General features: G+C 62.3%; 20 protein-coding genes. 10 read left to right on the forward strand and 10 right to left on the reverse strand.

Features of this window, described 5'->3' with window-relative positions; all coding sequences use genetic code 11:
* The first annotated feature begins 58 nt into the window (after positions 1-58).
* Positions 59-625, forward strand: coding sequence for a TetR/AcrR family transcriptional regulator (locus tag QMG79_RS11175; protein WP_283538659.1), 567 nt, complete (start codon positions 59-61; stop codon positions 623-625).
* A gap of 155 nt (positions 626-780) precedes the next feature.
* On the opposite strand, the gene QMG79_RS11180 is transcribed toward QMG79_RS11175, so the two are convergent.
* Together QMG79_RS11180 and QMG79_RS11185 are read right to left on the reverse strand one after the other, a co-directional pair.
* Positions 781-1,812 (reverse strand): aldo/keto reductase, encoded by a 1,032-nt coding sequence (locus QMG79_RS11180; RefSeq protein ID WP_283538660.1) that lies wholly within the window; start codon positions 1,810-1,812, stop codon positions 781-783.
* Between the two features lie 66 nt (positions 1,813-1,878).
* Complete coding sequence (locus tag QMG79_RS11185) at positions 1,879-2,724, reverse strand: NAD-dependent epimerase/dehydratase family protein (protein WP_283538661.1); 846 nt, start codon at positions 2,722-2,724, stop codon at positions 1,879-1,881.
* A 209-nt stretch (positions 2,725-2,933) separates the two neighbouring features.
* On the opposite strand from QMG79_RS11185, the gene QMG79_RS11190 reads away from it, so the two are divergent.
* Entirely contained in the window at positions 2,934-3,842 is a 909-nt protein-coding gene (locus QMG79_RS11190; protein ID WP_283538662.1) for a helix-turn-helix transcriptional regulator, read from the forward strand.
* A 7-nt stretch (positions 3,843-3,849) separates the two neighbouring features.
* Here QMG79_RS11190 and nhaA read toward each other — a convergent pair whose 3' ends face one another.
* Positions 3,850-5,181, reverse strand: a complete 1,332-nt coding sequence (gene nhaA, locus QMG79_RS11195) for a Na+/H+ antiporter NhaA (protein WP_283538663.1) — start codon at positions 5,179-5,181, stop codon at positions 3,850-3,852.
* 302 nt (positions 5,182-5,483) lie between these two features.
* Here nhaA and QMG79_RS11200 point away from each other — a divergent pair, with 302 nt between their 5' ends.
* Entirely contained in the window at positions 5,484-5,960 is a 477-nt protein-coding gene (locus tag QMG79_RS11200; RefSeq protein WP_349357261.1) for a LacI family DNA-binding transcriptional regulator, read from the forward strand.
* 39 nt (positions 5,961-5,999) lie between these two features.
* Here the strand turns inward: QMG79_RS11200 and QMG79_RS11205 are convergent, their stop codons facing one another.
* Complete coding sequence (locus QMG79_RS11205) at positions 6,000-6,617, reverse strand: uracil-DNA glycosylase family protein (protein ID WP_283538664.1); 618 nt, start codon at positions 6,615-6,617, stop codon at positions 6,000-6,002.
* 132 nt (positions 6,618-6,749) lie between these two features.
* Between QMG79_RS11205 and QMG79_RS11210 the strand changes: the two genes are divergently transcribed.
* Positions 6,750-7,289, forward strand: a complete 540-nt coding sequence (locus QMG79_RS11210) for a hypothetical protein (RefSeq protein WP_283538665.1) — start codon at positions 6,750-6,752, stop codon at positions 7,287-7,289.
* Positions 7,290-7,358: 69 nt separating this feature from the next.
* Here the strand turns inward: QMG79_RS11210 and QMG79_RS11215 are convergent, their stop codons facing one another.
* The 5 genes from QMG79_RS11215 to QMG79_RS11235 all read right to left on the reverse strand — a co-directional run bounded on the left by QMG79_RS11215 (position 7,359) and on the right by QMG79_RS11235 (position 11,493).
* Complete coding sequence (locus tag QMG79_RS11215) at positions 7,359-7,742, reverse strand: RNA-binding S4 domain-containing protein (protein WP_283538666.1); 384 nt, start codon at positions 7,740-7,742, stop codon at positions 7,359-7,361.
* A 61-nt stretch (positions 7,743-7,803) separates the two neighbouring features.
* Positions 7,804-8,217 (reverse strand): DUF4282 domain-containing protein, encoded by a 414-nt coding sequence (locus tag QMG79_RS11220; protein ID WP_283538667.1) that lies wholly within the window; start codon positions 8,215-8,217, stop codon positions 7,804-7,806.
* Between the two features lie 188 nt (positions 8,218-8,405).
* Positions 8,406-9,257, reverse strand: a complete 852-nt coding sequence (locus tag QMG79_RS11225; RefSeq protein WP_283538668.1) for an SDR family oxidoreductase — start codon at positions 9,255-9,257, stop codon at positions 8,406-8,408.
* A gap of 2 nt (positions 9,258-9,259) precedes the next feature.
* Positions 9,260-10,261: an aldo/keto reductase family protein gene (locus QMG79_RS11230; protein WP_283538669.1), complete on the reverse strand. Its 1,002-nt coding sequence runs from the start codon at positions 10,259-10,261 to the stop codon at positions 9,260-9,262.
* An 83-nt stretch (positions 10,262-10,344) separates the two neighbouring features.
* On the reverse strand, positions 10,345-11,493 hold the full coding sequence (locus tag QMG79_RS11235) for a hypothetical protein (protein ID WP_283538670.1): 1,149 nt from the start codon (positions 11,491-11,493) through the stop codon (positions 10,345-10,347).
* 251 nt (positions 11,494-11,744) lie between these two features.
* Here QMG79_RS11235 and QMG79_RS11240 point away from each other — a divergent pair, with 251 nt between their 5' ends.
* Entirely contained in the window at positions 11,745-12,179 is a 435-nt protein-coding gene (locus QMG79_RS11240; protein ID WP_502934729.1) for a YchJ family protein, read from the forward strand.
* A 4-nt stretch (positions 12,180-12,183) separates the two neighbouring features.
* Here the strand turns inward: QMG79_RS11240 and QMG79_RS11245 are convergent, their stop codons facing one another.
* A complete protein-coding gene (locus tag QMG79_RS11245) occupies positions 12,184-12,486 on the reverse strand; it encodes a hypothetical protein (protein ID WP_283538671.1) in 303 nt (100 codons plus the stop codon).
* A gap of 345 nt (positions 12,487-12,831) precedes the next feature.
* Here QMG79_RS11245 and QMG79_RS11250 point away from each other — a divergent pair, with 345 nt between their 5' ends.
* The 5 genes from QMG79_RS11250 (at position 12,832) to QMG79_RS11270 (ending at position 21,020) form a co-directional block, all read left to right on the forward strand.
* The gene (locus tag QMG79_RS11250; protein ID WP_283538672.1) at positions 12,832-14,283 is read left to right on the forward strand and encodes a DUF3375 family protein; all 1,452 of its coding nucleotides are present in this window, start codon (positions 12,832-12,834) and stop codon (positions 14,281-14,283) included.
* Positions 14,280-15,176, forward strand: coding sequence for a DUF4194 domain-containing protein (locus tag QMG79_RS11255; RefSeq protein WP_283538673.1), 897 nt, complete (start codon positions 14,280-14,282; stop codon positions 15,174-15,176). Before QMG79_RS11250 ends, QMG79_RS11255 begins: the two co-directional genes overlap by 4 nt.
* Positions 15,173-18,697 (forward strand): ATP-binding protein, encoded by a 3,525-nt coding sequence (locus tag QMG79_RS11260; protein ID WP_283538674.1) that lies wholly within the window; start codon positions 15,173-15,175, stop codon positions 18,695-18,697. The genes QMG79_RS11255 and QMG79_RS11260 overlap by 4 nt, the downstream gene beginning before the upstream one ends.
* A 134-nt stretch (positions 18,698-18,831) precedes the next feature.
* Positions 18,832-19,917 carry an iron-siderophore ABC transporter substrate-binding protein gene (locus tag QMG79_RS11265; RefSeq protein ID WP_283538675.1) on the forward strand — a complete coding sequence of 362 codons (1,086 nt, stop codon included), beginning with the start codon at positions 18,832-18,834 and terminating at the stop codon, positions 19,915-19,917.
* A gap of 11 nt (positions 19,918-19,928) precedes the next feature.
* On the forward strand, positions 19,929-21,020 hold the full coding sequence (locus QMG79_RS11270) for a FecCD family ABC transporter permease (protein WP_283538676.1): 1,092 nt from the start codon (positions 19,929-19,931) through the stop codon (positions 21,018-21,020).
* The last annotated feature ends 151 nt before the right edge of the window (positions 21,021-21,171 follow it).

Consider the following 21,171-nt stretch of genomic DNA (forward strand, 5'->3'; position numbering starts at 1 on the left):
GATGACATTACGTGTCATCAGGGTACCCGTCGATGGCATCTCGTGTCATCATTAAGCCATGACTCGATGGTCCCCTGATGCGGCACTTCGCCTCGAAGAAGCAGCACTGCTGCTCTTTGAACGTCAGGGATTCAGCGGCACCACCGTGCCGCAGATCGCCCAATCCGCCGGGCTGACTACCCGAACCTTTTTTCGGCATTTTGTCGACAAGCGTGATGTCCTGTTCCTCCGGGACCGCGAATTTCCTGATGTCGTGGGGGCTGCGTTGACCGGAGCGCCAGAAAATCTCACAGGAATCGAGCTTGTGAAGGCGGGACTCCTCAACGCTGCTGTTGAGCTGGAGGCATGGCGTGAGCCAATACTCACACGACAGAAAATCATCGCATCAGACGAGCAACTGCGGGAGCGGGAGCTGCTCAAGCGCGAACACCTGGCGGAGGCTGTAGGGAAGGCGCTTCGGCACAGGGGCATCAACGCCGGCGACTGCGACCTGTTGGCGCACACCGGCACTGTTATTTTCGACCTGTCCCTCAAACGATGGCTTTACGCACCGGACTCACCGTCGCTGCCCCAGGTGATGACCATGGCATGGGCTGATCTTGAACGGCTCCTTGAAGGCCCTTAGGGACAGCACAAAAAGGACGGCCAGCACCACATGCAAGGGACACCAGCTTTTTGCTGTGTGCCGCCTGCCGTGAGCTGACCGTCCTGCACGGCGGACAGCCGCCGCCGTGACCGGAGCTGCCCTAGTGCCTGGATTCAGGGGATGCCGCTGGCGCGCTACCGGCCGCCTTCGATGTTCCGGTAGCGCTGCTCCTGGGCCATCGGACCGTAGGGATAGACGCCGACGCGAGGCTGGCTGACAACACTGAGTCGGTCCGTCTCTGCCCCAGTGAGCTGCAGATCCGCTGCCGCGAGGTTGTCGGCGAGTTGCCCAACAGTCCTGACGCCCAGAATGACGGACGTTACCGCTGGGCGGTCAGCGAGCCAAGCCAGCGCGACCTGCGAGGCGCTTGCCCCGTGGTTGTCGGCAGTTTCCTGAACCTCGGCCAGGATTTCCCAGGTACGGGGATCAGCGTTGCGGGCCTCCCACGCCTCCATTCCCCGGCTCGGGTTTTCGCCCAGGCGGGTGGTGCCGGTGGGGGACGTGTCGCGTGTGTACTTGCCGGACAGCCAGCCACCACCCAAGGGTGACCAGGGCAGCAGCCCAATGTTTGCGTCGAGTGAAGCGGGGACAATTTCGGCTTCGATCTCACGGACCAGCAGGCTGTACTGAGGCTGCAGCGTTACCGGGGCACTCCAGCCGTGGGATTTCGCCATGTGGACGGCTTTGGTCAGCTGCCAACCCAAAAAGTTCGAGAAGCCGTAGTACCCAATCTTGCCGCTAGTGACGGCGTCCTGCAGGAAGCGGAGGGTCTCTTCCAGGGGTGTGATCGGATCCCATGCGTGCATCTGATAGAGGTCAATGTGGTCTACGCCGAGCCGGCGCAGTGAATCATCGAGGGCCCTGACCAGGTGACGGCGGGAGGTCCCGACGTCGTTGGGGGCATCTCCCATGGGGAAGCGGCCCTTGGTTGCCACCACAGCGCGGTCGCGGACCTCCGGCCGGGCGGACAGCCAGCGGCCAATGATTTCCTCGGAGACGCCCGCGCTGTAGACATCGGCGGTATCAATGAAGTTGCCGCCTGCGGCGAAGTACTCATCAAGAATGGCGTGGGACTGTTCTTCGGTAGCCTCGGCTCCGAAGGTCATGGTGCCGAGTGCATAGGTGGAAACAACGGCTCCGCTGTTGCCCAGGGTGCGGTACTGCATGGAACTCCTTAGGGGTGGATCGAAAGGGACGGTGGCGCGGCAGTCTCCTGCCTGCACCGTCAGGGTCTACTGGTGGTGGCGCCAGCTGTGTTCTGGGGCGTAGCCCAGGAGTCTTTTGGCTTTGTCAATGGAGAGCAGGGTCTCGTGCTCACCGAGGTCCTTGACGACCCTGACATCAGGGAATACCTCCGCAGCAAGGTCCCTACTGGGCTTGTTCATCACCGTGTCCTCACCAGCGATGATGAAAGCCTCAAAACCCGGGACGGACCTCTCCAGGGCCTTCGCAACCGCCTGGGCACCATCACGGCCATCAATGTAACCCCAAAGATTCCACTTACGCAGCGTTGCATCACCCTGAAAATCAGCAAAACCCTCATAATCCTCCGGATCCATCACATTGGAAAACCGCAAGGCCGTGATACTCAAGGCCGGATCCCACCTGACCAACTCCCTGGCCATGGTCTCCTCAAGATGCTTCACCAGAGAGTACGTACTCTCCGGCCGCGCCGGATACTCCTCATCCACCGGAATATAGGGCGGATCAACATCAAACGGCAGCCCCAGCACCGTCTCACTCGAAGCATAAACAACGTTCTTGACCCCAGCCCTGCGCGCAGCCTGGAACACGTTATAGGTCGACAGGATATTGTTCTCAAACGTCGCAGCATCAGCCATGATCCCCGGCGCAGGGATCGCACCCAGATGCACCACCGCATCAAAACCACTATGCCTATCATCCAGGCCCAACATCACATCCACCACCTGCCCATAATCACGCAGATCCACCTGGGTAAAACCAGGACCACGCTCCCCGGCCCGGTCCAGGCCCGTCACCTGATGCCCATCCTCACGCAGCCGACGCACAACACTACGACCCAGCTTCCCACTCGCCCCGGTAACAGCAATCCTCATTGATACTCCTTCGGTGTGGCCCGGCCTTTCGGCCGAAGTTCTTGCCCGTGCCTGATCCAAGGCGCCCATGACAGGCTTCCTATCGCTGGCTCTGACAATTCCACCCTAGGGCCAGGGACGCGCTGTGCGCGTGGCCCTCTGAGTCCTAGGTTCGCCAGACACCCGCTTTGCGCGGAAAGTACTGGGGCCTTCGGGGCAGAATGGAGTGCATGGGTCAAAGCGCTGAGTTTGGAAAGTTTCTGAAGGCTATGCGGTCACGCTTGACGCCGGACAGGGCTGGCATCACCGCGGGCTCCAGCGGGCGGCGGGTTCCGGGACTCCGCCGCGAGGAGATCGCGCGCTTGGCTGATGTAAGTACTGACTACTACACCCGCCTGGAACAGGGCCGGAACATCCACCCGTCCCGGGCTGTGCTGGATTCTGTGGCCAAGGCCCTGCAGCTTGATTCCGGTGAACGAGCCCACATGATCGACCTCCTGGAGAACTGCGCCCCGTCGCACGGTTCGGGCGCTCCAGTACAGGCAGTGCGGCCGGAGCTGCGCCAGCTTCTGGATGCCGTGGGCACCGTGCCTGCAGTGGTTCTGGGACGCCGTACCGACGTCTTGGCTGGAAACCGATTGGCTTTTTTGTTGCTGGCTGATTTCCCGGCCATGCCGGTGACTGAGCGGAACCTGATCCGGTGGATCATCCTGGACCCAGCTGCCCGCGGGCTTTTTCGCGATTGGCCGGCTGTCGCGTCCGAGACCGTCGGTGCCCTGCGCACGGATATTGGACGGCACCCTGACGATCCAAGGGCCAATCAGCTTGTTGGCGAACTTGCGGTCCACAGCGAGGACTTCCGGCAATGGTGGGCCGGGCACCGGGTCTCAGCGGCTTCTGCTGGCAGTGTTGCGTTCCACCATCCGATTGTTGGTGACCTTGTACTGAATGTTGAAGATCTGACCCTGCCTGAAGATCCGGATCAGGTGTTACGGATGTTTTCGGCGAAGCCAGGCTCGGCATCTGCGGATTCCCTCGCATTGCTGGGCAGCTTCGGTGCCTCAGCGGCTTTCGCCGATGAGGCACCGGGTGCGGGGCCGGCACGTCCCGCACCTCAGCATCAGCAAGAACTGTCCTGACTGCTCCTCAGGGACGCTTTTCCTCGTAGACGTCAGGAACGCCGTCGTTGTTTTCGTCAGCTGATTCTTCGACCTCGATAGCCCGGTAGTGCCTGTTACGCCGTCCCAGGATGAACGAGGCAAGGACTGCTGCCAGCAGCGACGCCGTGAGGATCCCGACTTTGGCGAAGTCGTCGTACAGGCTTCCCTGTCCGAAGCTGAGTTCGGCGATCAATAGCGACACGGTGAAGCCAATTCCGGCAAGGAGGGAAACGCCAATGACGTCGATCCACTTCAGCGAGCGGTCAAGGTTCGCGCGGGTGATCGTCGTGACAATCCATGCGAACAGGACAATACCCAGCGGCTTGCCCAGGACCAGGGCAAGGATGATGCCAAGGGCAACGGGGCTCGTCAGTGCCGCACCCAGTCCTTCCCAGCCGCCAACTGCGACGCCGGCAGAAAAGAAGGCAAAAACAGGTACCGCAAACCCTGCTGACAGTGGCCGGAACCGGTGCTCGAATATCTCCGCGAGCCCTTTGCCTGCTGCGCCCTTGGAACGGAGGACCGGAACCGCGAAGCCAAGCAGGACCCCTGCCACGGTGGCGTGGATTCCAGAAGCGTGGACCAGAGCCCAGACGGCAAAGCCCAAAGGCAGAAGGATAACCCAGGCAGCAGTTGCCTTGGTTCCAAAGAAAGTCCGGTATTTCTGGGCCAGGAATGTATACAGGGCCAGGGGAACCAGCGCCAGCAATAACGGGCTGACCTGGAAGTCGTCCGTGTAGAAGATGGCAATGATGCTGATTGCCAGCAGGTCATCCACCACGGCCAGGGTCAGCAGGAAGATGCGAAGTGCGCTGGGCAGGTGCGAGCCGATAATCGCCAGGACGGCCACGGCAAAGGCAATATCTGTTGCCGTTGGAATGGCCCACCCGCGCAGGGACTCTGGATCGACCAGATTCACCATGGCGTAGATGAGTGCGGGGACAATGACGCCACCTATTGCCGCCGCGACAGGCACTATCGATGTACTGATCTGGCGGAGGTCTCCGGCCACGAATTCGCGTTTGAGCTCCAGGCCAACCAGGAAGAAGAAAACTGCCAGCAGGCCATCTGCGGCCCAGGCGCCCAGGCTCAACTCCAGGTGCCATGGCTCGTAGCCGAAGCGGAAATCCCGCAGGGCAAAATAGGAATCAGAGATGGGGGAGTTTGCCCAGATCAAGGCGATGACTGCGGCCGAGACCAGCAAGACTCCGCCGATTGTTTCTTTCCGCAGGATGTCCCCGATCCGCAAAGATTCGGGATAGCTGCCGCGGCCTAAGACGGTGCGGCGCTGCCTAGATGGTGGTGAGTGCTGGTTCATGGGGTGTCCTAAAAGTGAGTCGACAAAATTACTGCCGACCAGACTTCCCGGCTCACCTGCAGTCAATTCTACCGGGAAACGGCCCCCGCGGCACTTCCGTCCGGGAAGGGGATGCTGTTCGCTCCGTTGGCATACCGCAAGACACAGCACGCCGACGGCGGAAGGTGACCTCCCGCCGTCTGCGTCTGGGATTTCTTCGCTGGCGGTGATGCTGGCCTTGTCGCTGGCCTTACCAAGGGGCCTCATTCTTGGGAAATCCAAAAAGATCGGCTCCGCGCACCGTCCGCTCGACCTTTCCTTCGGTGAAGCTGACGTTGTCGATGCTGGCCCAGGCCCCGGAACCGGTTGTACTGACCGAAATGGTGCATTTGCCGGCCACATTCCGCCTCCGCGCGTATCGGGAAGAGTCGGGCACGGAGGCGGACGAGGCGCTGATTGCCCAGGGCGACTATAGCCGGGAAAGCGGCGCCCGCGGCATGCGGGAGTTGCTGGAGCGGGTGCCGGATTTGGACGCCGTGTTTGCCGCGAACGATGTGATGGCCTTGGGTGCCCTGGACGTTCTGCGGGAAGCCGGACGTCGTATGCTGGAGGATGTTGCAGTGGCCGGTTTCGACGATATTGCGCCATCAGCGCTCACGGAACCCACGCTGACTACAGTGCACCAGCCCTTTGGCCGGATCAGCGAGGAAATGGTACGGCTGCTGCTCGGCGTCATTGGTGGCGAAAAACCGGCCGCCATGACACTCCCCGCCGAACTGGTGGTCCGGGCCTCAACCTGAGGGTCGTCGTCGGCCCCTCAGCTGCCGGGAGGGTGCTCCCTAAAGGTGCTGGAGGCCACCGCGCTGCATCGCATCGCGGTAGATTTCCACTGACTTGGTCAGGAGTTCTTCCTGCTTGGTCTCCGAGACTGCAAAAGCACGCCCACCCAGTGCGCTGGCCTTGTAGACCTTGATGCCACTGTTCTTCAGTGAGGAGTGGTAGGTCTTTTCAAAAAGCGTCAGGAACGCGGAGGCGTCGGTGCCGTGGGCGATGATGGCCGACACGCGGGAGTTGATTTTCAGGAACTGGCGGAAGGGCCGGAGTCCATCAGTCTTTTCCTGCACGTTCAACGCGGTTGGAAGCTCCGGGTCCCGCACCCAAGGATAGGCGTTCCACGGCATCACATAACGGGGATCAAGCTTGGCAAGTTCGTAGATGCTGGTGGACCGACGGGCAGCGTCATCATCGTTGAAATGTGAAACGAATCCTGAGGCGGTACCGCGTCCCGGGCTGACCTGCAACGTGACAATCCTGCACTCGTCCTCGTCATGGATGGGGTCGATGTAGGGAACCACGGAACCTGGCTTCTTGGCCATCAGCTCATCACAGAGCGCGGTCACCGCCGCGATGTTTGGCTCCTGCAGCAGGGCCTTCTTTTCATCCCAGTCAATAGTCACGTTTTCTCCCTCGGCAGCACGGGCGTCCAGATTCAGGCGTCACCTGCAACTCTACGCTTTTGCAGGCAGTAGCGCAGAGGCACAGTGTTGGTGGGCGTGGATCTGCATGCTGCGAGCATCATGCGTTAATGGATGTTCAACAGTTTTGACCCGAACGGACATGTAGTGACATTGACGCGTAAGACCCTCCGGACCGAAGGCTTTGCCGGGTTTCGGCCCATGGGGGAGCTGGATATCATGCGGGTACCCCAGTCAACAGGGATCTTTGCAATTGTTGCGCCAGATAAGTTCCACGCCCAGTTCCTCAAGAAGAGCACGGCCGGAGTCTTCAAGAAGAAAGATCCCACCTTGCCTGCGGCCACGCTCGAAAAGGAGTGGGTGCCCGATTCGGACGTGCTCTACATTGGCAAAGCTGGCCCCGGCAGTAAGGCCAACCGAGGTCTGCGCCGGCAGATCAAGGAGTTCATCGATTTCGGTGAGGGCAAGCCGCCGGGCCACTGGGATGGCCGGCTGATCTGGCAGGTCGCACAGGCGCGGCACCTGATGGTCGCCTGGCTGGAGCTGCCGGCCGAGGCTGTCGTTCCCGCGGAGGCTTATTATCACACGCGTTTTATCGAGAGCTATGAGCGATTGCCGTTCGCCAACCTGGTGCAGTCGCGCACCAAAAGCTGACAACGCGCCACACCAGCGCACGGCTTCACGGAATGCCCTGGCGGCGTCGTGAGCCTCGTTCCCTTCGGCTTACTGTTCGCCGCGAATCCGGTCCATGTCACGGCGGTCCTTTTTGGTGGGCCGGCCGGTGCCACGGTCCCGCTGCGGAAGTCCCAGCGCTGGGGTAACAGGGCGTGGCGGAGTGTGGTCCGTGAAGCAGTGGGAAGCAGCCTCAGCGCCCACCCTCTTGTTGATGAGGCGTCGCACCTCAAGGATGCGTTCAAAACCCGACATCCTTACCGTGACGGTCTCGCCCGTCACCAGGGTTGCCGATGCCTTCGCTGGTGTCCCATTGAGCCGTACATGTCCGGCGCGGCACGCAGCAGTTGCCGCGGAACGTGTTTTGTAGGCACGGATGGCCCACAGCCAGGCATCGATCCGGACTGTCGCTGGGGAGGAAGGCAGTGATGTCATAGGTGGGAACGAGTATACGGGCTGGCCACGCCGCGCCAGCGTGCGGCCAGCCCGGGACGGACTAGCTGCTGGGTGTGGTTGGCGGCTCGTAGCCCTTGGGCGGCGTGTAGCCGTAAGGCTGTGGAGCCTGCGGTGCCCGGCCGTACGGGTCCTGCGGACCAACGGTGGGGTAGCCCTGTCCGCCAGCGGAGATGCCGCCCTGAAGCCTGACCAGCTCGGCAGTGTTCTCAGCGGTCCGGATACCGGCAATCAGCGATTCAAGGCCAATGCGGGCGAGGGCCAGGTAGATCAGGACAAACAGAGGCCCGATCACAATAAGCACCAGGAATCCCAGGACCGGTTGCCTTGAGGCAAAGGCGGCAACAACAAAGATGATGTACATCAGGCCCAGCCCGATCATGATCAGGATGTAGACCACTTTGGCGATGGCGGGCGATACAAACTTTGTAAATGACAGGTCGAAAAGATTCTGCACGGTTCCCCCGTTGAGAGAGCGCCTGCGAGTGACAGGCGGGTCAATGATGAAGCCAGCTTAACTGGAGCCTGCACATAAAGCGCCAAACAACGCCCATGGATTTTTTCACGCCATCCGCTGCTGACCTCACCACACAGAATCCGGTGCAGGCGTTGGCCTGCACCGGATCTCCGATACTGCTGTTCCTTCTAGAGTGCGTTCTGCCTGAGGAGCTCTGCCAGGCCTATCGGGTCGTTCCCTGTCAGACCATGGACATCGGATGAAACCCCGGCCATCTCACCGGCTGCCATGGCTGTATATGTACTGACCCACGCCTCCACTTGCCACGGAGGTGCGCCATAGGAGGCACGTGATGCGTGCGCCTCCGCCAGCGTCTCGGCGTGGTACCTGACGTCGCGTCCCGTACTGGCGCTCATGATCGCCGCCGCTTGGTCCAGCGTGATCTCTTCGGGCCCCGTCAGGTTGTAGGTGGCACCTGCATGGACCGCCGGATCGTCCAGAACGGCAACGGCGCAACGGGCCACGTCTTCCCTGGCGACCGCGGACAGGAGCCCCTCCCCGGCAGGTCCACGGATTACGCCATCCTCACCGGCCAGGAGGGGTAGGAAATTGAGGTAGAAATTGTCCCGCAGGAACGTGAAACCCATGCCCGAGTCCCGCAGTCGCTGTTCCGTCGCGAAGTGGTCCCTGGCCAAGGTAAAGGTCGCGTCCAAAGCTGCGCCATAGAAGGAGGTGTAAACCACATGCCGCACGCCGGCTGCGGCAGCGGCATCGATGAAGCTGAAGTGCTGCTGCAGCCGGTCCTCCGCCTCCGCCGCCGAGACCATGAAAAGGGTATCGACACCGGCGAGTGCGGCGGCTGCCGCACCCGCGTCCCCGTAGCTGCACACAGCGGTTGCTGAATGCTTCAGCTGGGGTGCGCGGCCGGCGTCGCGCACCACCAGGCGCTGGGCTTTGCCAGCCTGTGAAAGATGCGCGGCAACCAGGCCACCGAGGGCTCCGGTGGAGCCGGTAACGGCAAGTCCTGGCAGGTCACTCATGGCTACTCCCTCGTGGCCGGCGACTTGGTCTGGGCGGGATCACGTTCAGCAAGCGAGCCGATTGCGTCGTCGATCTTCATCATGATGCCCTGATCCAGCGTCACGCCAGCAGCCGCAACGTTTCCTGCAATCTGTTCCGGCCGTGAAGCACCCATGATTGCCGATGCCACGTTCTTGTTCTGCAGAACCCAGGCAATGGCCAGCTGCGGCATGGTGAGGCCAGCTTCGTCAGCAATGGGTTTCAGCTTCTGGACGCCGTCCAAGACGTCATCCTTCATCCAGCGGCTGATCATGGTGGCGCCGCCCTTGTCATCGGTGGCGCGGCTACCCTCGGGGGCGGGCTGCCCAGGCAGGTACTTGCCGCTCAGGACGCCCTGCGCCATAGGGGACCAGACAATCTGGGAAAGCCCAAGTTCCTCTGAGGCGGGGACAACCTGGTCCTCAATCACTCGCCACAGCATGGAGTACTGCGGTTGGTTGGAGATGAGCTGGAAGCCGAGTTCCTTGGAGAGCGCGTGGCCCTCGCGGATCTGCTCAGCAGTCCATTCGCTGACGCCAATGTAGAGTGCCTTGCCCTGCCGGACAATATCCGCAAATGCCTGCATGGTCTCTTCGAGCGGCGTCTCAAAGTCGAAGCGGTGGGCCTGGTAAAGGTCCACGTAGTCAGTCTGGAGCCGCGTGAGGGAGCCATTGATGGACTCCATGATGTGCTTCCGGGAGAGGCCTTGGTCATTGTGTCCCTTGGGCCCAGTGCCGCCGAAGACCTTTGTGAAAATTTCGATCGATTCGCGACGTTCGTCCTTGAGCGCCTCGCCTAGGACTGTCTCCGCGACAGTGTTGGCGTACACATCGGCGGTATCGAAAGTGCTGATCCCCGCATCAAGTGCTGCCCGTACGCACTGTGTAGCAACGTCGTTCTCCACCTGCGAGCCATGGGTCAGCCAGTTGCCGAACGTGATTTCCGAGATTTTGAAGCCGCTGTTTCCGAGATATCTGAATTCCATGTCTTCCACGCTAGTGCAGATGGTTGCTCAGGGTAAGTGCCTTCGCGCTCCCACCGGCAAAAGCGCTGGCCAATCCGGCGGGCTTAGCCCTTGTTGGCGCGCTGCTTCTTCGAAGGCCCATTGCCGGACAGCGGCTTCGGTCCAGGTCCCGTCTCTGCGGTGCGCGGTTTGCCGGCACCAGGCGACGTGGTTGGGGTAGGCGGGGCCGAGGGACGCTTTGGCTGAGGCTTGGCAGGCGCTGCGGGGCCGGTGTCCTTCGTGGCTGCTCCCGCCTCATTCACCGCCGAAGGGCGCGCTGTCCCCGGCGCAGAGGACGGCTTGGGAGGTGATGCTGGCTGTGCGGCCCGCGGAGATTCCGGCTCTGCCCCTGGTGGGGACGCCGGTGCCGGAGCTGCCGCAGGTGTGATGTCGGCGGGCTTCGCCGACGCCGGCTTCCTGGTGGGCGATGTGCCAAGGGGTGCTGACGATGCACGAGGCGCGGGGGGCCTCTTGACAGTTCGCACGGGCGGGGCCTTCGCTTCCGTGGAGTCCCTGTCTCCCTGTGCTGTCCTGGAATCATCAGCGGTGCTTGTCCCGGGGGTCTCTGCGCGCCCATCCGCAGGATTCCGAGAGACTTTGGGCAAAGTGGGTGTGCTCTGTTGCGGCTGTTCGGACCGTGCGGCCTCCCTTGCTTTGGCAGCCTCGACAGCAGCGGCCCAATCGCTTGCCAGCGCTGGTTCTTCGCGTTTGATGGAGGCTGCTGCCGGGAGTTTGCCGATGGTGTCACTCACCCGGGCCCAGGCGCTGCGTGCCTTGGTGGTAAGAGGGCGTAGGGCTGGTCCCGGCGTAGTTGTTCCCCGGTCCGTGGACGCGCCGCCCGTGGGAGCAGGCGTGACACTGGGAGGCTTGGCGCGGCTCGGCATTGCGGGCGCCGACGAGGATGACGGTGTCTTCTGGGTGGGTACAACCCGCTCCGTCGGTGCTGGGGCCGTGACGCCTGATGAGGGGCCAGCGCTACTTTGGTCCCGGAACCGAGTGCTGGAGGCCGACGAAGGCACCAGCCGAACCAAAGGGACGGTTTCCTCGCGGCGGAGCCGACCGAAAAGAGCCAGGACCAGGATCACTGTGAGCCGGCCAGCACCAACCAGCAGGAGGGTGACCACGGAAAGAATAAACAGGCACAGGAACATGAGCAGCCCCAACCCGAGAGTACCCAGATAGGTCAGGTTGATCACCAGAGTTGTTGAATCCATGAGATGCCCTTCCTTCTATCAGCCGGCAGCGCGGGTCAGTGTTGATCTCGCTCGCTGCGGTTAACAGCCCCACGTCAACCTTACGGATAATCCGGACAAACGCGTGCCTCACAGAAAGGGTGGCCGCGTGTTGTGTCGAACCTGTTACCCGAAATGACAAGACGGGTTGCCACCTGCAATTGTGGGACCTGTTCTGTGCCCGCCGCGACCTGGCGGAGAAGGCTTGTGTGGGGGGCGCCCAGAGCCCAGCGATGAGCAGAAGCAACCGGATTGGAACACCTGACATGCCCCAAAACCTTGTTCTTGACGCCGCCTGCATCTGCCTCTCCGGAGAGACCTACGCGGCATGCTGTGGCAGATTTCACACAGGCCAGTCGTGGGCCGCCACGGCAGAGGAGCTGATGAGGTCCAGATACTCTGCATTCGCTGCGCATTATCAGTCATACCTCCTGCAGACGTGGCACCCGCAAACCCGTCCGGCGGAAGTGGGGTTCGACGACGACCTGCAGTGGCGGCGGTTGGATATTCTCAGGACGGACCACGGTGGCCCACTGGATACCGCAGGCACGGTGCGCTTTATGGCCCATTACCGGAGTGCCGGACAGCGCGGTTTTCAGGAAGAGACCAGCTCATTCATGCGCATTGACCATCGCTGGTTTTACGTGGACGGCGTACAGCACAACTGAAGTGTCAGTGACCGTTGATCATGACGCGGGGGAATGTCCCGGTGGCGGCGGGCTGCTGTGGCACAAAATCTGAGGGAAGCTCCACTGTAGAAGCGTGACGAACCAGGCGGTCCCAGCCTCGGTTGATGGCGTTCACCACAAATGAAAGCCCGGCTGACAGGAGGAACCAGGCAAGTTTTCCCACTCCGACTGCCGTTAATGCCGCCAGCCCAGCAGAGATCACAAAGGCGGCTAGGGCCACGGCAAAAACGAGTGTTCCGATGAAGACCAAGGTGGCGGTGTCCAAGGCGGCGAAGTCGACCAACATGTTTTTCCCTGCTTAGAACGAGCCGCACATATGTCCGGCATTTTCCTCTTTCTGAGAGCTCGAGACTAAGGGTGGCCGCTGGCACGAAGCTAACGGAACGGCCCGCGTCGCCGGGCTTGATGCGGGATCGAGACACTACCCACCGGTAGGTCACGGACATATTGCGGGAACCCCCTTTCCGAGATGCCCGCCTGTGCGAATGTGCAGCCTGGTGATGCGTCAGGAAACGTGGGCGGGACGCCTGAGTTAACCTTGTAGTTGGCCAATTCTGTCCCAGCGGGCTCTGCCCCAGCCGACAATGGCTCATCAGCAGTAGCTGCCATCCACCAGCCAAGGAGAAAGTGCGTGCCACGCCCCGCCAGGTCATCCGCCGATGCCATCAGCGACAGGCTCCGCGACCTGGAACTGCTCACGCGCGGCCCCGCCTGGGCGTTGACGCGCTCGGCTCCCTGGGTGATCGCCGTCCTCCAGGCTTCTTTCACCCGCACCCGGCCGCAGGTTCCGCTGGAAGAATTCCATGCCGACGTCGATTCTTTCCTCGAGCGGCTCCGCAGGGATGATGCGTCGCTGGGTGGCAGCACCAATGGGAAGGCATTTGGCGATGAATGGACTCGACGACTGTTCCTGGCCCGTCGGAACCAGTCTGGGCAGATAGTTTATGAGGTAACAGAGCCAGCAGCGCGTGTCCTGGCCTTTCTTGAGAGCCTCGCCAGTGACAGGTCCACCCTCAACGGGTCCCGGCTCGGAACGTTACTGGGCGATGTGGAGAAACTCGCCCACGAGACCAACCCGGACCAGACCGCGCGGCTGGAATCTCTGGAAGATGAAATCGATGAGCGTCGGCAGCTGATCCAGGATATTTCCACCGGTGAGGTGGAAGGCATCCTGGACGATGAAGAGGCTGTGGAGGCTGCGGGAAATATCCTAGACCTCGCGGGAAGCCTGCCTGCGGACTACAAGAAAATGCGCGACCGTATCGAGGAACTGGTGGGAGGGCTGCGAAACCAGATCATTGAGGAATCCCTGACCAAGGGTGCCACTATGGCCCAGGTCCTTGAAGCGGATCGTCGACTGCGGCAGAGCCCGGAGGGCCGCACGTTCCGTTCTTTCGCAGCATTCCTGGAAGATCCCGCCCAGCAGGTACGCTTTCGCTCCGCGATCGGGGAAGTCCTGAGCCGGGAGTTTGCGGACGACCTCTCGGCCGAGGACAGGGAGACGCTCAAGAACCTGGTCGCCGAACTCCGGCACCAGCACAGCCAGATCCAGCGCATCTATGGCAAGCTCAGTGAAAGCCTGAACACTTACGTGCAGAGCGATGACTACCGTCAGTCTGTCCGGTTGCGAACCGTTCTGCGCGAGGCCGAGTCTGCTCTCCGCTCCCTGCCATATGAGCGGGACAGGCCCGCCCTGGTACCGGGCCCGGAGCTGTTCAATGCAGGATTCGAGTCGTTGGCAATGGTGAAACTCTTTGACCCGGACGAATTTGCCGTTCCACCCCGGCTGGCCGATCCCATTGCGTTCAGCGACGAGGACCGCGCAAGGTCCCCGCGCACTGGCAAGGCAAGGTCCGACGTCGTCCGGAACGCCATGGCGGGAGCCGCGACTGTGACGGAGGCCTGGCAGAACCTGCCGCCCAGCGAACGCCATATCAACTCCATCCGCGAACTTCTCTCCCAGGCCCTGCACTCCGGAGGCGGGTTTGACCGTGCCGCCTGGGAGACCCTTGAATTCGACCAGATCGACGGGTCAACACGTACTGCCTATGTGCCGGCCGTGACCCTTACGAAGGACTCATGATGACTGAGATTTCAGGCCCGGTGACCACTGACGCGGCAGAAGCCGTTGACGCTGGCGATGGCTGGGAGGTCGCGCCGCTGGCAACGCCCCCGCACGGTAGCGAAGATCCGCTACTTGTGAAGCCTCGGGACACGTTTGTTGATGGCGCGGCTCTGTTCCCCGGTGATTCCGGTGTGCTACCCATGAAAGTTCGCCAGGCGTTAGTGAAACTCCTCAAAGGCCCCTACATTGACGGGGGGCGCGAGGAAAAACTGTGGACCACCCTCTTAGACAACCAACTCATCCTCCGCAGCAGGCTGGCCGAGCTGTTTCTGACGTTGGAACTCGACCATGAGCGTAAGGTCGCCGTCCTGAGGCCTGTGGATCCCGAGGCAATTGGCGGGAACACCCGGTCGAGCATCCTGCGGCAGCAGCGGACCCTCAGCAGGGTAGAGACGATCGTGCTCCTCCGGCTGCGCCTCCTGCTGGACCGCCACGTCACAGCACAGACCGATCCCACGGTGACCCGCGAGGAAATCACCGAGCTAGTAGCCCACTACCAGCCAGCCGGACTACAGGATGCCCTCCGGGACGCCGACGTGGTGACGCGCACCATCACCAAACTGCTCGCCCGCCAACTCCTCCTGCCTACCGGGCTGGAAGAGACCTACACAATCTCCAATGCGCTGCCGCTGGCCTTGCCGTTCGAGAACATTGGTGACATTCCGGACCACATCAGGGCCCTTGTTGCTGCTGGCACCGATCAGGCCGGCACCGAACCCCTGCTGGACTTCGATGCTGCCGAAGGATCCGAAGAAGGATCCGAAGAAGTATCCGACGACGTGGAGCCCGACGACGCCACTCTGGGTGGCCATGAGGGCGCCGCCGACCAAAGAACTGAGGATGCCTCATGAGTATCGCTGCGATGCTTCCCCTGGGGGAGGAAACCAACCCGGGCCAGATGCGCCTGGCACAGGTCCAGGTGGTCAACTGGGGAACGTTCCATGGAGCGCACACCATGCACGTGGACCGTAACGGTACGCTCCTGACTGGAAACTCCGGGGTCGGAAAGTCCACGTTGTTCGACGCGATGCTGAGGGTTTTTGATGCCCGGCCTCGCTCCAATGAGGCGGCTGCCCAGCGATCCGGTGGTGCGGTGGAGGACAAGAGAACAACTTTCACCTACATGCGCGGAAAAGTGGGAGACAAGGCTGTGGGCGAGGGCTCCGCCAGCGCCTTCCAGCGCCCGGGTGCCACCTGGTCAGCCATCGCTCTGACCTTCGATAACGCAGCCGGTAGCCGCGTCTGTGTCTCGGCGCTGTTTGACCTGCCCAAAAATGGCACCGAATCGAGTGTTGGCCGGTTCTATCTGATTGGCAATGCGCCGCTGGACCTTCAGGTACTGGAAAATATTGCGGACAAGCGCTTCAGTCGGAGCACCTTGGAAGCCGTCCTGCCCGAGCTCCAGGTTTTTGATGTGCACAAGGCGTTTGCGGAGCGCTTCCGCCGCCTCCTGGGCATCAGTTCTGATCAGGCATTGCCGCTGCTGCGGGTCATCCAGGCGGGTAAGGGCCTTGGCGGTAGCGTGAACACGTTTTTCCGCGACCAGGTCCTGGATGCGCCTGCCACCCTTGCGGCCGCTGATGACGTGGTGGAGGAATTCAGCAATCTGATGTCTATCAGGCAGCGGCTTGAGGATGTTCGGCAGCAGCGTGACCAGTTGGCGCCGGTGCCCGGGCTCAATATGGCCTACGCGCAGTCGTTGCTGGAAGCCAACAGGCTGCGGAACCTCTCCGGTGAGGAATTTGAGTCCTACCGGAATTATCTGGGCGTGGAGGTCCACACGCGCACTTTGGCGCGGTTCCGGGACCTTGCCCAGGTCAAGGCAAAAGAACTTGCAGCTGAGCGGAGCGTTAGGGACGGGCTTTCCAGTGAATTGCGCCAGCTCGAAACGGATTACAACAACCAGGGCGGCAACGCCATCTCAGCAATTGAGCAGTCGCTGGAGAACGCCAGGGTGGCCCTGCGGCTTCGCGAGCAGGTTGAAGAATCAGCCCGGCAAGGACTCAGGGACGCGGGCCTGGCCCTGGAATGGAACGCAGCCGGGTGGGAGCAGGCGCACACACAGGCTGCAGAACGGACAGCGTCGCTGCACGAAGACTCGGAGGAACTCAAGGAGCTCCGCTTTGACGCCTTTGATGCCCATGCCACCAGGAAGCGTGAGCTGGTGGCGGCGGAGCAGGAGCTGCGCTCGCTGCAGACCCGCACGTCCCTGCTGCCGCCGTCGAGCATTGAAAACCGGTCCGCCATCTCCGCCGCCACCGGCATCCCCGAGGAGCAGATGCCCTTTGCCGGTGAGCTCATCGACCTGGCCATCGAGCAGGAGCGGTGGCGGCCAGCAGCAGAGCGGGCGCTGCGCGGGCTCGCCACTACCCTCCTGGTTCCCGGAACCACGTTCCCTGCCGTCACCCGCTACCTCAATGACAATTCCATCCGTGGTGCCCTGCGTGCCGTGGATATTTCCAAACCCCTTACCGGTGGCGCGCTTGCGGTCGAGGACGTGAACGACGGCGACCTGCTAACCAAGCTGGACGTCCTCACCACAGGTGTCCATGCGGATGCCGGCGCCTGGGTCCGGGAACGGATTGCCCTGGATTTCGCCTATCCCTGCGTGGAGGACCCCGCAGAACTGGCCGGGATGGACAGGGGCCTCAGCTTGGGCGGCGTGGTCAAGCGCAACCGCCACACGGTGGAAAAGGACGACAGGTTCGCCGGGCGCCATGACTACGTGCTCGGCTTCGACAATGCCGCCAAGCGAGAACTCGTGGAACAGCAGGTCCAGGCACTGGTTGCGTCACTGGCCGAGGCATCCCAGCTCGCCCAGAGTCGCGAGGAATCCCACCAGGGCATGGCGCGGCAGCTGGACGCCTTGCGCCGCGTGGTGGAGGACCACCGGCCCTGGGAACAGGTATCAACAGATGGTCCAGCGCAAGAGCTGGGCAGGATTGGCCAGCGCCTCAAGGACGCCCTCGCTGCCCAAGCGGACCTTGAGCCTCTCCGCGCCGCCATCGAGGCGACCCGGCAGAAGCAGGAATCGAGCACCGGAGCCGCAGCAGTGCTGCAGAGCGAGTACAAAGCGCTGGATCAACAGCTCATGGCTGCCAATTCCCTCCTTGAAGCCGGGCGCGCCCGGCTGGCTGCCTCATCGCCCTCGGATGCAACGTCCAAGGCGCTGGAACCGTACTTCGAGGAATGTGGCGAGGTTACCGAACTCCACGAGTTGGACAACCTGGCCCACCGCGTACGGACCGCGCTGTTGGCGGAACTCCACGTCGCAGAAAGCGGCGCCCAGGCCACAGCGGAGCGCCTGACGCGGCTCTTTGAAGGATTTGTGCGGGATTGGGGGACGTCCATCTCTGCAGACCATGGCACCTCGATCGGTGCGGCAGGAGACTTCGAATCGCGCTACCACGCCATCGTCAGCGATGGACTACCTGCTCAGGAAGCGGAATTCCGGGAGTTCTTCAACCAGCGCACGCACGAATCTTTCAGTACCCTGCTCCACCTGCTCGACGAGGAACGGCGCTCCATCACCAGTAGGATCCTGCCCTTGAACGGCATCCTGGCCCACGTGGACTTCCACGAGGGTAGTTACCTGGAACTGGACATCAAACAGACGCTGCCTCCCGCTGCCCGGCAGTTCAAGGAGGCCATTGCTGCAGCTCTGAAAGCCCGGCATGCAAGGCCAGCAAGGGCTGCCAGGCCGGTCAGTCTAGGCAGCGCGGCACCTGGTGCTGCCGATCCAGCTGCTGCTGGGCCTGTGTCTGCCGCCGCGCCCGATGAGGACGCCGAACTGACCCTGCGGTACCGGTCCCTGGAAGCGCTTGTCAAGAGGCTGGGTTCGCAGGCTCCCGAAGACAGGCGCTGGCGCTCTGAAGTTCTCGATGTCAGGGGCCACCTTTTCATCCAATGCAAGGAGCACCGGTCCGCCGCAGCAGCGGGCAAGACCGTGGGTGGCGCGGAGGCTGCTGATGAAGTGTTCATGCATGCTGATACGGGCTCCATGTCCGGTGGCGAGCGGCAGCGCTTCACGGCCTTCATCATGGCTGCGGCCCTGAGCTACCAACTGGGGATCGCTGAGCAGGGATTCACCACGTATGGCACGGTCATGATGGATGAGGCCTTTGTCCTGGCCTCGGAGGAGTTTGCTGGTGCTGGCATCAAGGCGTTGCACGACTTTGGATTCCAACTCCTGCTTGCCGCCCCGGAGAACGTGATTGACCTGTCCCGGCACCTTGGCTCAGTCACCGAAATCCTGCGCGACAAACGCACCAACCGCTCTGGTGTGCTCACAACGCCCGTCATCACCAGCCAGTCTTCGGGGCACAACGCGTGGCGGTCCGAAGCCAACCCGGTGGACATTGTGCTGCGCTGACCTGGACGCACTTGGTAGCACGGGAAGGGTGTGGCCTTCATCACGTAGGTGTAATAGGGCACGCAAAGGTTGCGTAATGCAGGCAAGGGTAGGTTAGCCTTACTTAGGTTCGCATCATTCACCTAAGGAGATCCGTGTCTTCCCCTCTCTTCCCCAGCACCACCCGCCGCGGTCTGTTCAAGACTGCTGGCAAGGCATCGGCAGTCTTCGCCGCGGCTGCACTGACGCTGACCGCCTGCGCCACCGGCCCCGCCGCGACTTCCGCGGACTCGAGCAGCTCAACGGAGTCCAGCTCGGCATTCCCGGTCACCCTGAAGCACGCCTTTGGTGAGACCACCATCGAGTCCGAGCCCAAGCGCGTGGTCACGATCTCCTGGGTCAACGATGACGTAGCCCTGGCCCTGGGGGTTGTTCCCGTGGGCGTTCCCACCAACGTCTACGGTGGCAACGAGGCTGGTTCCACGCCGTGGAAGGACACCAAGCTGGCGGAATTGGATGCCAGCATCGGCTCCGAGAAGGCGCCCGCGCAGTTCTCCGAGGCTGACGGCATCAACTTCACTGAAATTGCCAAGCTGACCCCCGACGTTATCCTTGGCGCGTATTCCGGCCTGAGCGAAGAGGACTACAAGAAGCTCAGCGAAATTGCTCCCGTGGTGGCATACCCGGAACTGGCCTACGGAACGTCCTGGCAGGATTCCACCACCATTATCGGCAAGGCGCTCGGCAAGGAAGCCGAGGCCACCAAGCTGGTTGCGGACACCGAAAAGACAATCGCCGACAAAGTTGCCGGGTACCCGCAGCTGACCGGCAAGTCCTTCATCTACGGCAACCTTGAACCTGGTTCTGCTGAAGGCATCAGCATCTACACCGCCAATGACAACCGCCCACGCTTCCTGAGCGAGATCGGCATGACGCTGGCACCGATCGTGGCGGAAAACTCGAAGGGCTCCAAGGAATTCTTCATTCCGTGGTCCACCGAGAAGGCCAACGAGCTCGAGTCCGATGTTTTTGTTACCTGGGTGGCTGACGACGCTGCCGCGGAGGCCATCAAGACCGATCCGCTCCTGAGCCAGATTCCGGCAGTGAAGACCGGAGCGCTGGTTGCCGATTCAGATGAAAGCCTCACGCTGTCCGTATCGGCGTCCTCGCCGCTGAGCCTGCCATGGTCGCTGGATAAGTTCTTGCCGCAGCTCGCCTCCGCCGTCGACGCGGCCAAGTAGGCAGTACCTTCATGACAGCCAGGACGACGACGGCGCCCCACGGGGGACGGAAAGGCTCGCCTCCGGTGCAGCCGCGGGTCACCCCCGCCCGGCCGCGTGGGGGACGAAGCCTTGCGGGACGTTCCGCGTGGCTGCTCGCCGCCGTCGTCGTCCTGGTACTCATGGCAGCAGCCTCCCTGGCAGTGGGCGCCAGGGACCTTTCCCTGAGCGTTGTCTGGCAGGCGCTGAGCGCTTTTGATCCAACCAACGGTGACCACGCCGTGGTCCAGGCCCGGATTCCCCGCACAGTGCTTGCCGTCCTGGTCGGTGGTGCACTGGGTCTTGCTGGCGCCGCGATGCAGGGTGTTGCCCGCAATCCGCTGGCAGATCCAGGGATCATCGGCATCAACGCCGGAGCGGCCCTGGCGGTCGTCACGGGAATCTATGTCTTCGGAGTGTCTACGTTCTCTGGCTACATCTGGTTCGCCTTTGTGGGCTCGGCCGGCGCCGCACTGCTGGTCTACCTCGTGGCCTCCATGGGCCGGGACGGCGCCACCCCTGTCAAGCTTGCCCTGGCGGGGGCTGCACTCAGCGCGGGCCTGTACTCCCTGATGAACGTCATCCTGGTCTCCAGCCAGGACACGCTGGATCGCTTTCGGTTCTGGCAAGTAGGCGGCGTGGCCGGCCGGGACTGGTCCATCATCCTTCCCGGTCTTCCATTCCTTGCCGTCGGAGCCTTGATTGTCCTGTGTACCGGGCGCATCCTCAACAGCTTGGCCCTGGGTGACGATGTTGCGCGGGGCCTGGGCCAACGCGTCGGCGTTGCCCGAGCCGTGACAGCCGTGGGCATAGTGCTCCTCTGTGGCACGGCCACTGCCCTGGCTGGTCCCATCGGCTTCATCGGACTCGTCATACCCCACGCCGTCCGGTTCCTTACCGGGCCCGACTACCGGTGGATCCTGCCGTTCTCCGTGATCTTGGCTCCCGTCCTGCTGCTTGGCGCAGACATGATTGGCCGCGTTATCCTGCTCCCCGGCGAGATCCCCGCCGGCATCATGACAGCCCTGGTGGGCGCCCCTGTTTTTGTTTGGCTGATCCGCCGTGGGAAGGGGGCAGGGCTGTGAAGACCGTTACGCACCTGAATGGAGCTGCCACGTCCGCCACCGGCGCGTCGGCTGGAATCGGTGACACCGAACCTGAACGCGCGTTGCCGGCAGGAGTACCACCCAAGGACTCCCGGTCGCAGCGGTCGAAAACACGGAAAAGGGGCTTCCG

The organism is Pseudarthrobacter sp. PS3-L1, assembly GCF_030063285.1.
Taxonomy (GTDB): domain Bacteria; phylum Actinomycetota; class Actinomycetes; order Actinomycetales; family Micrococcaceae; genus Arthrobacter.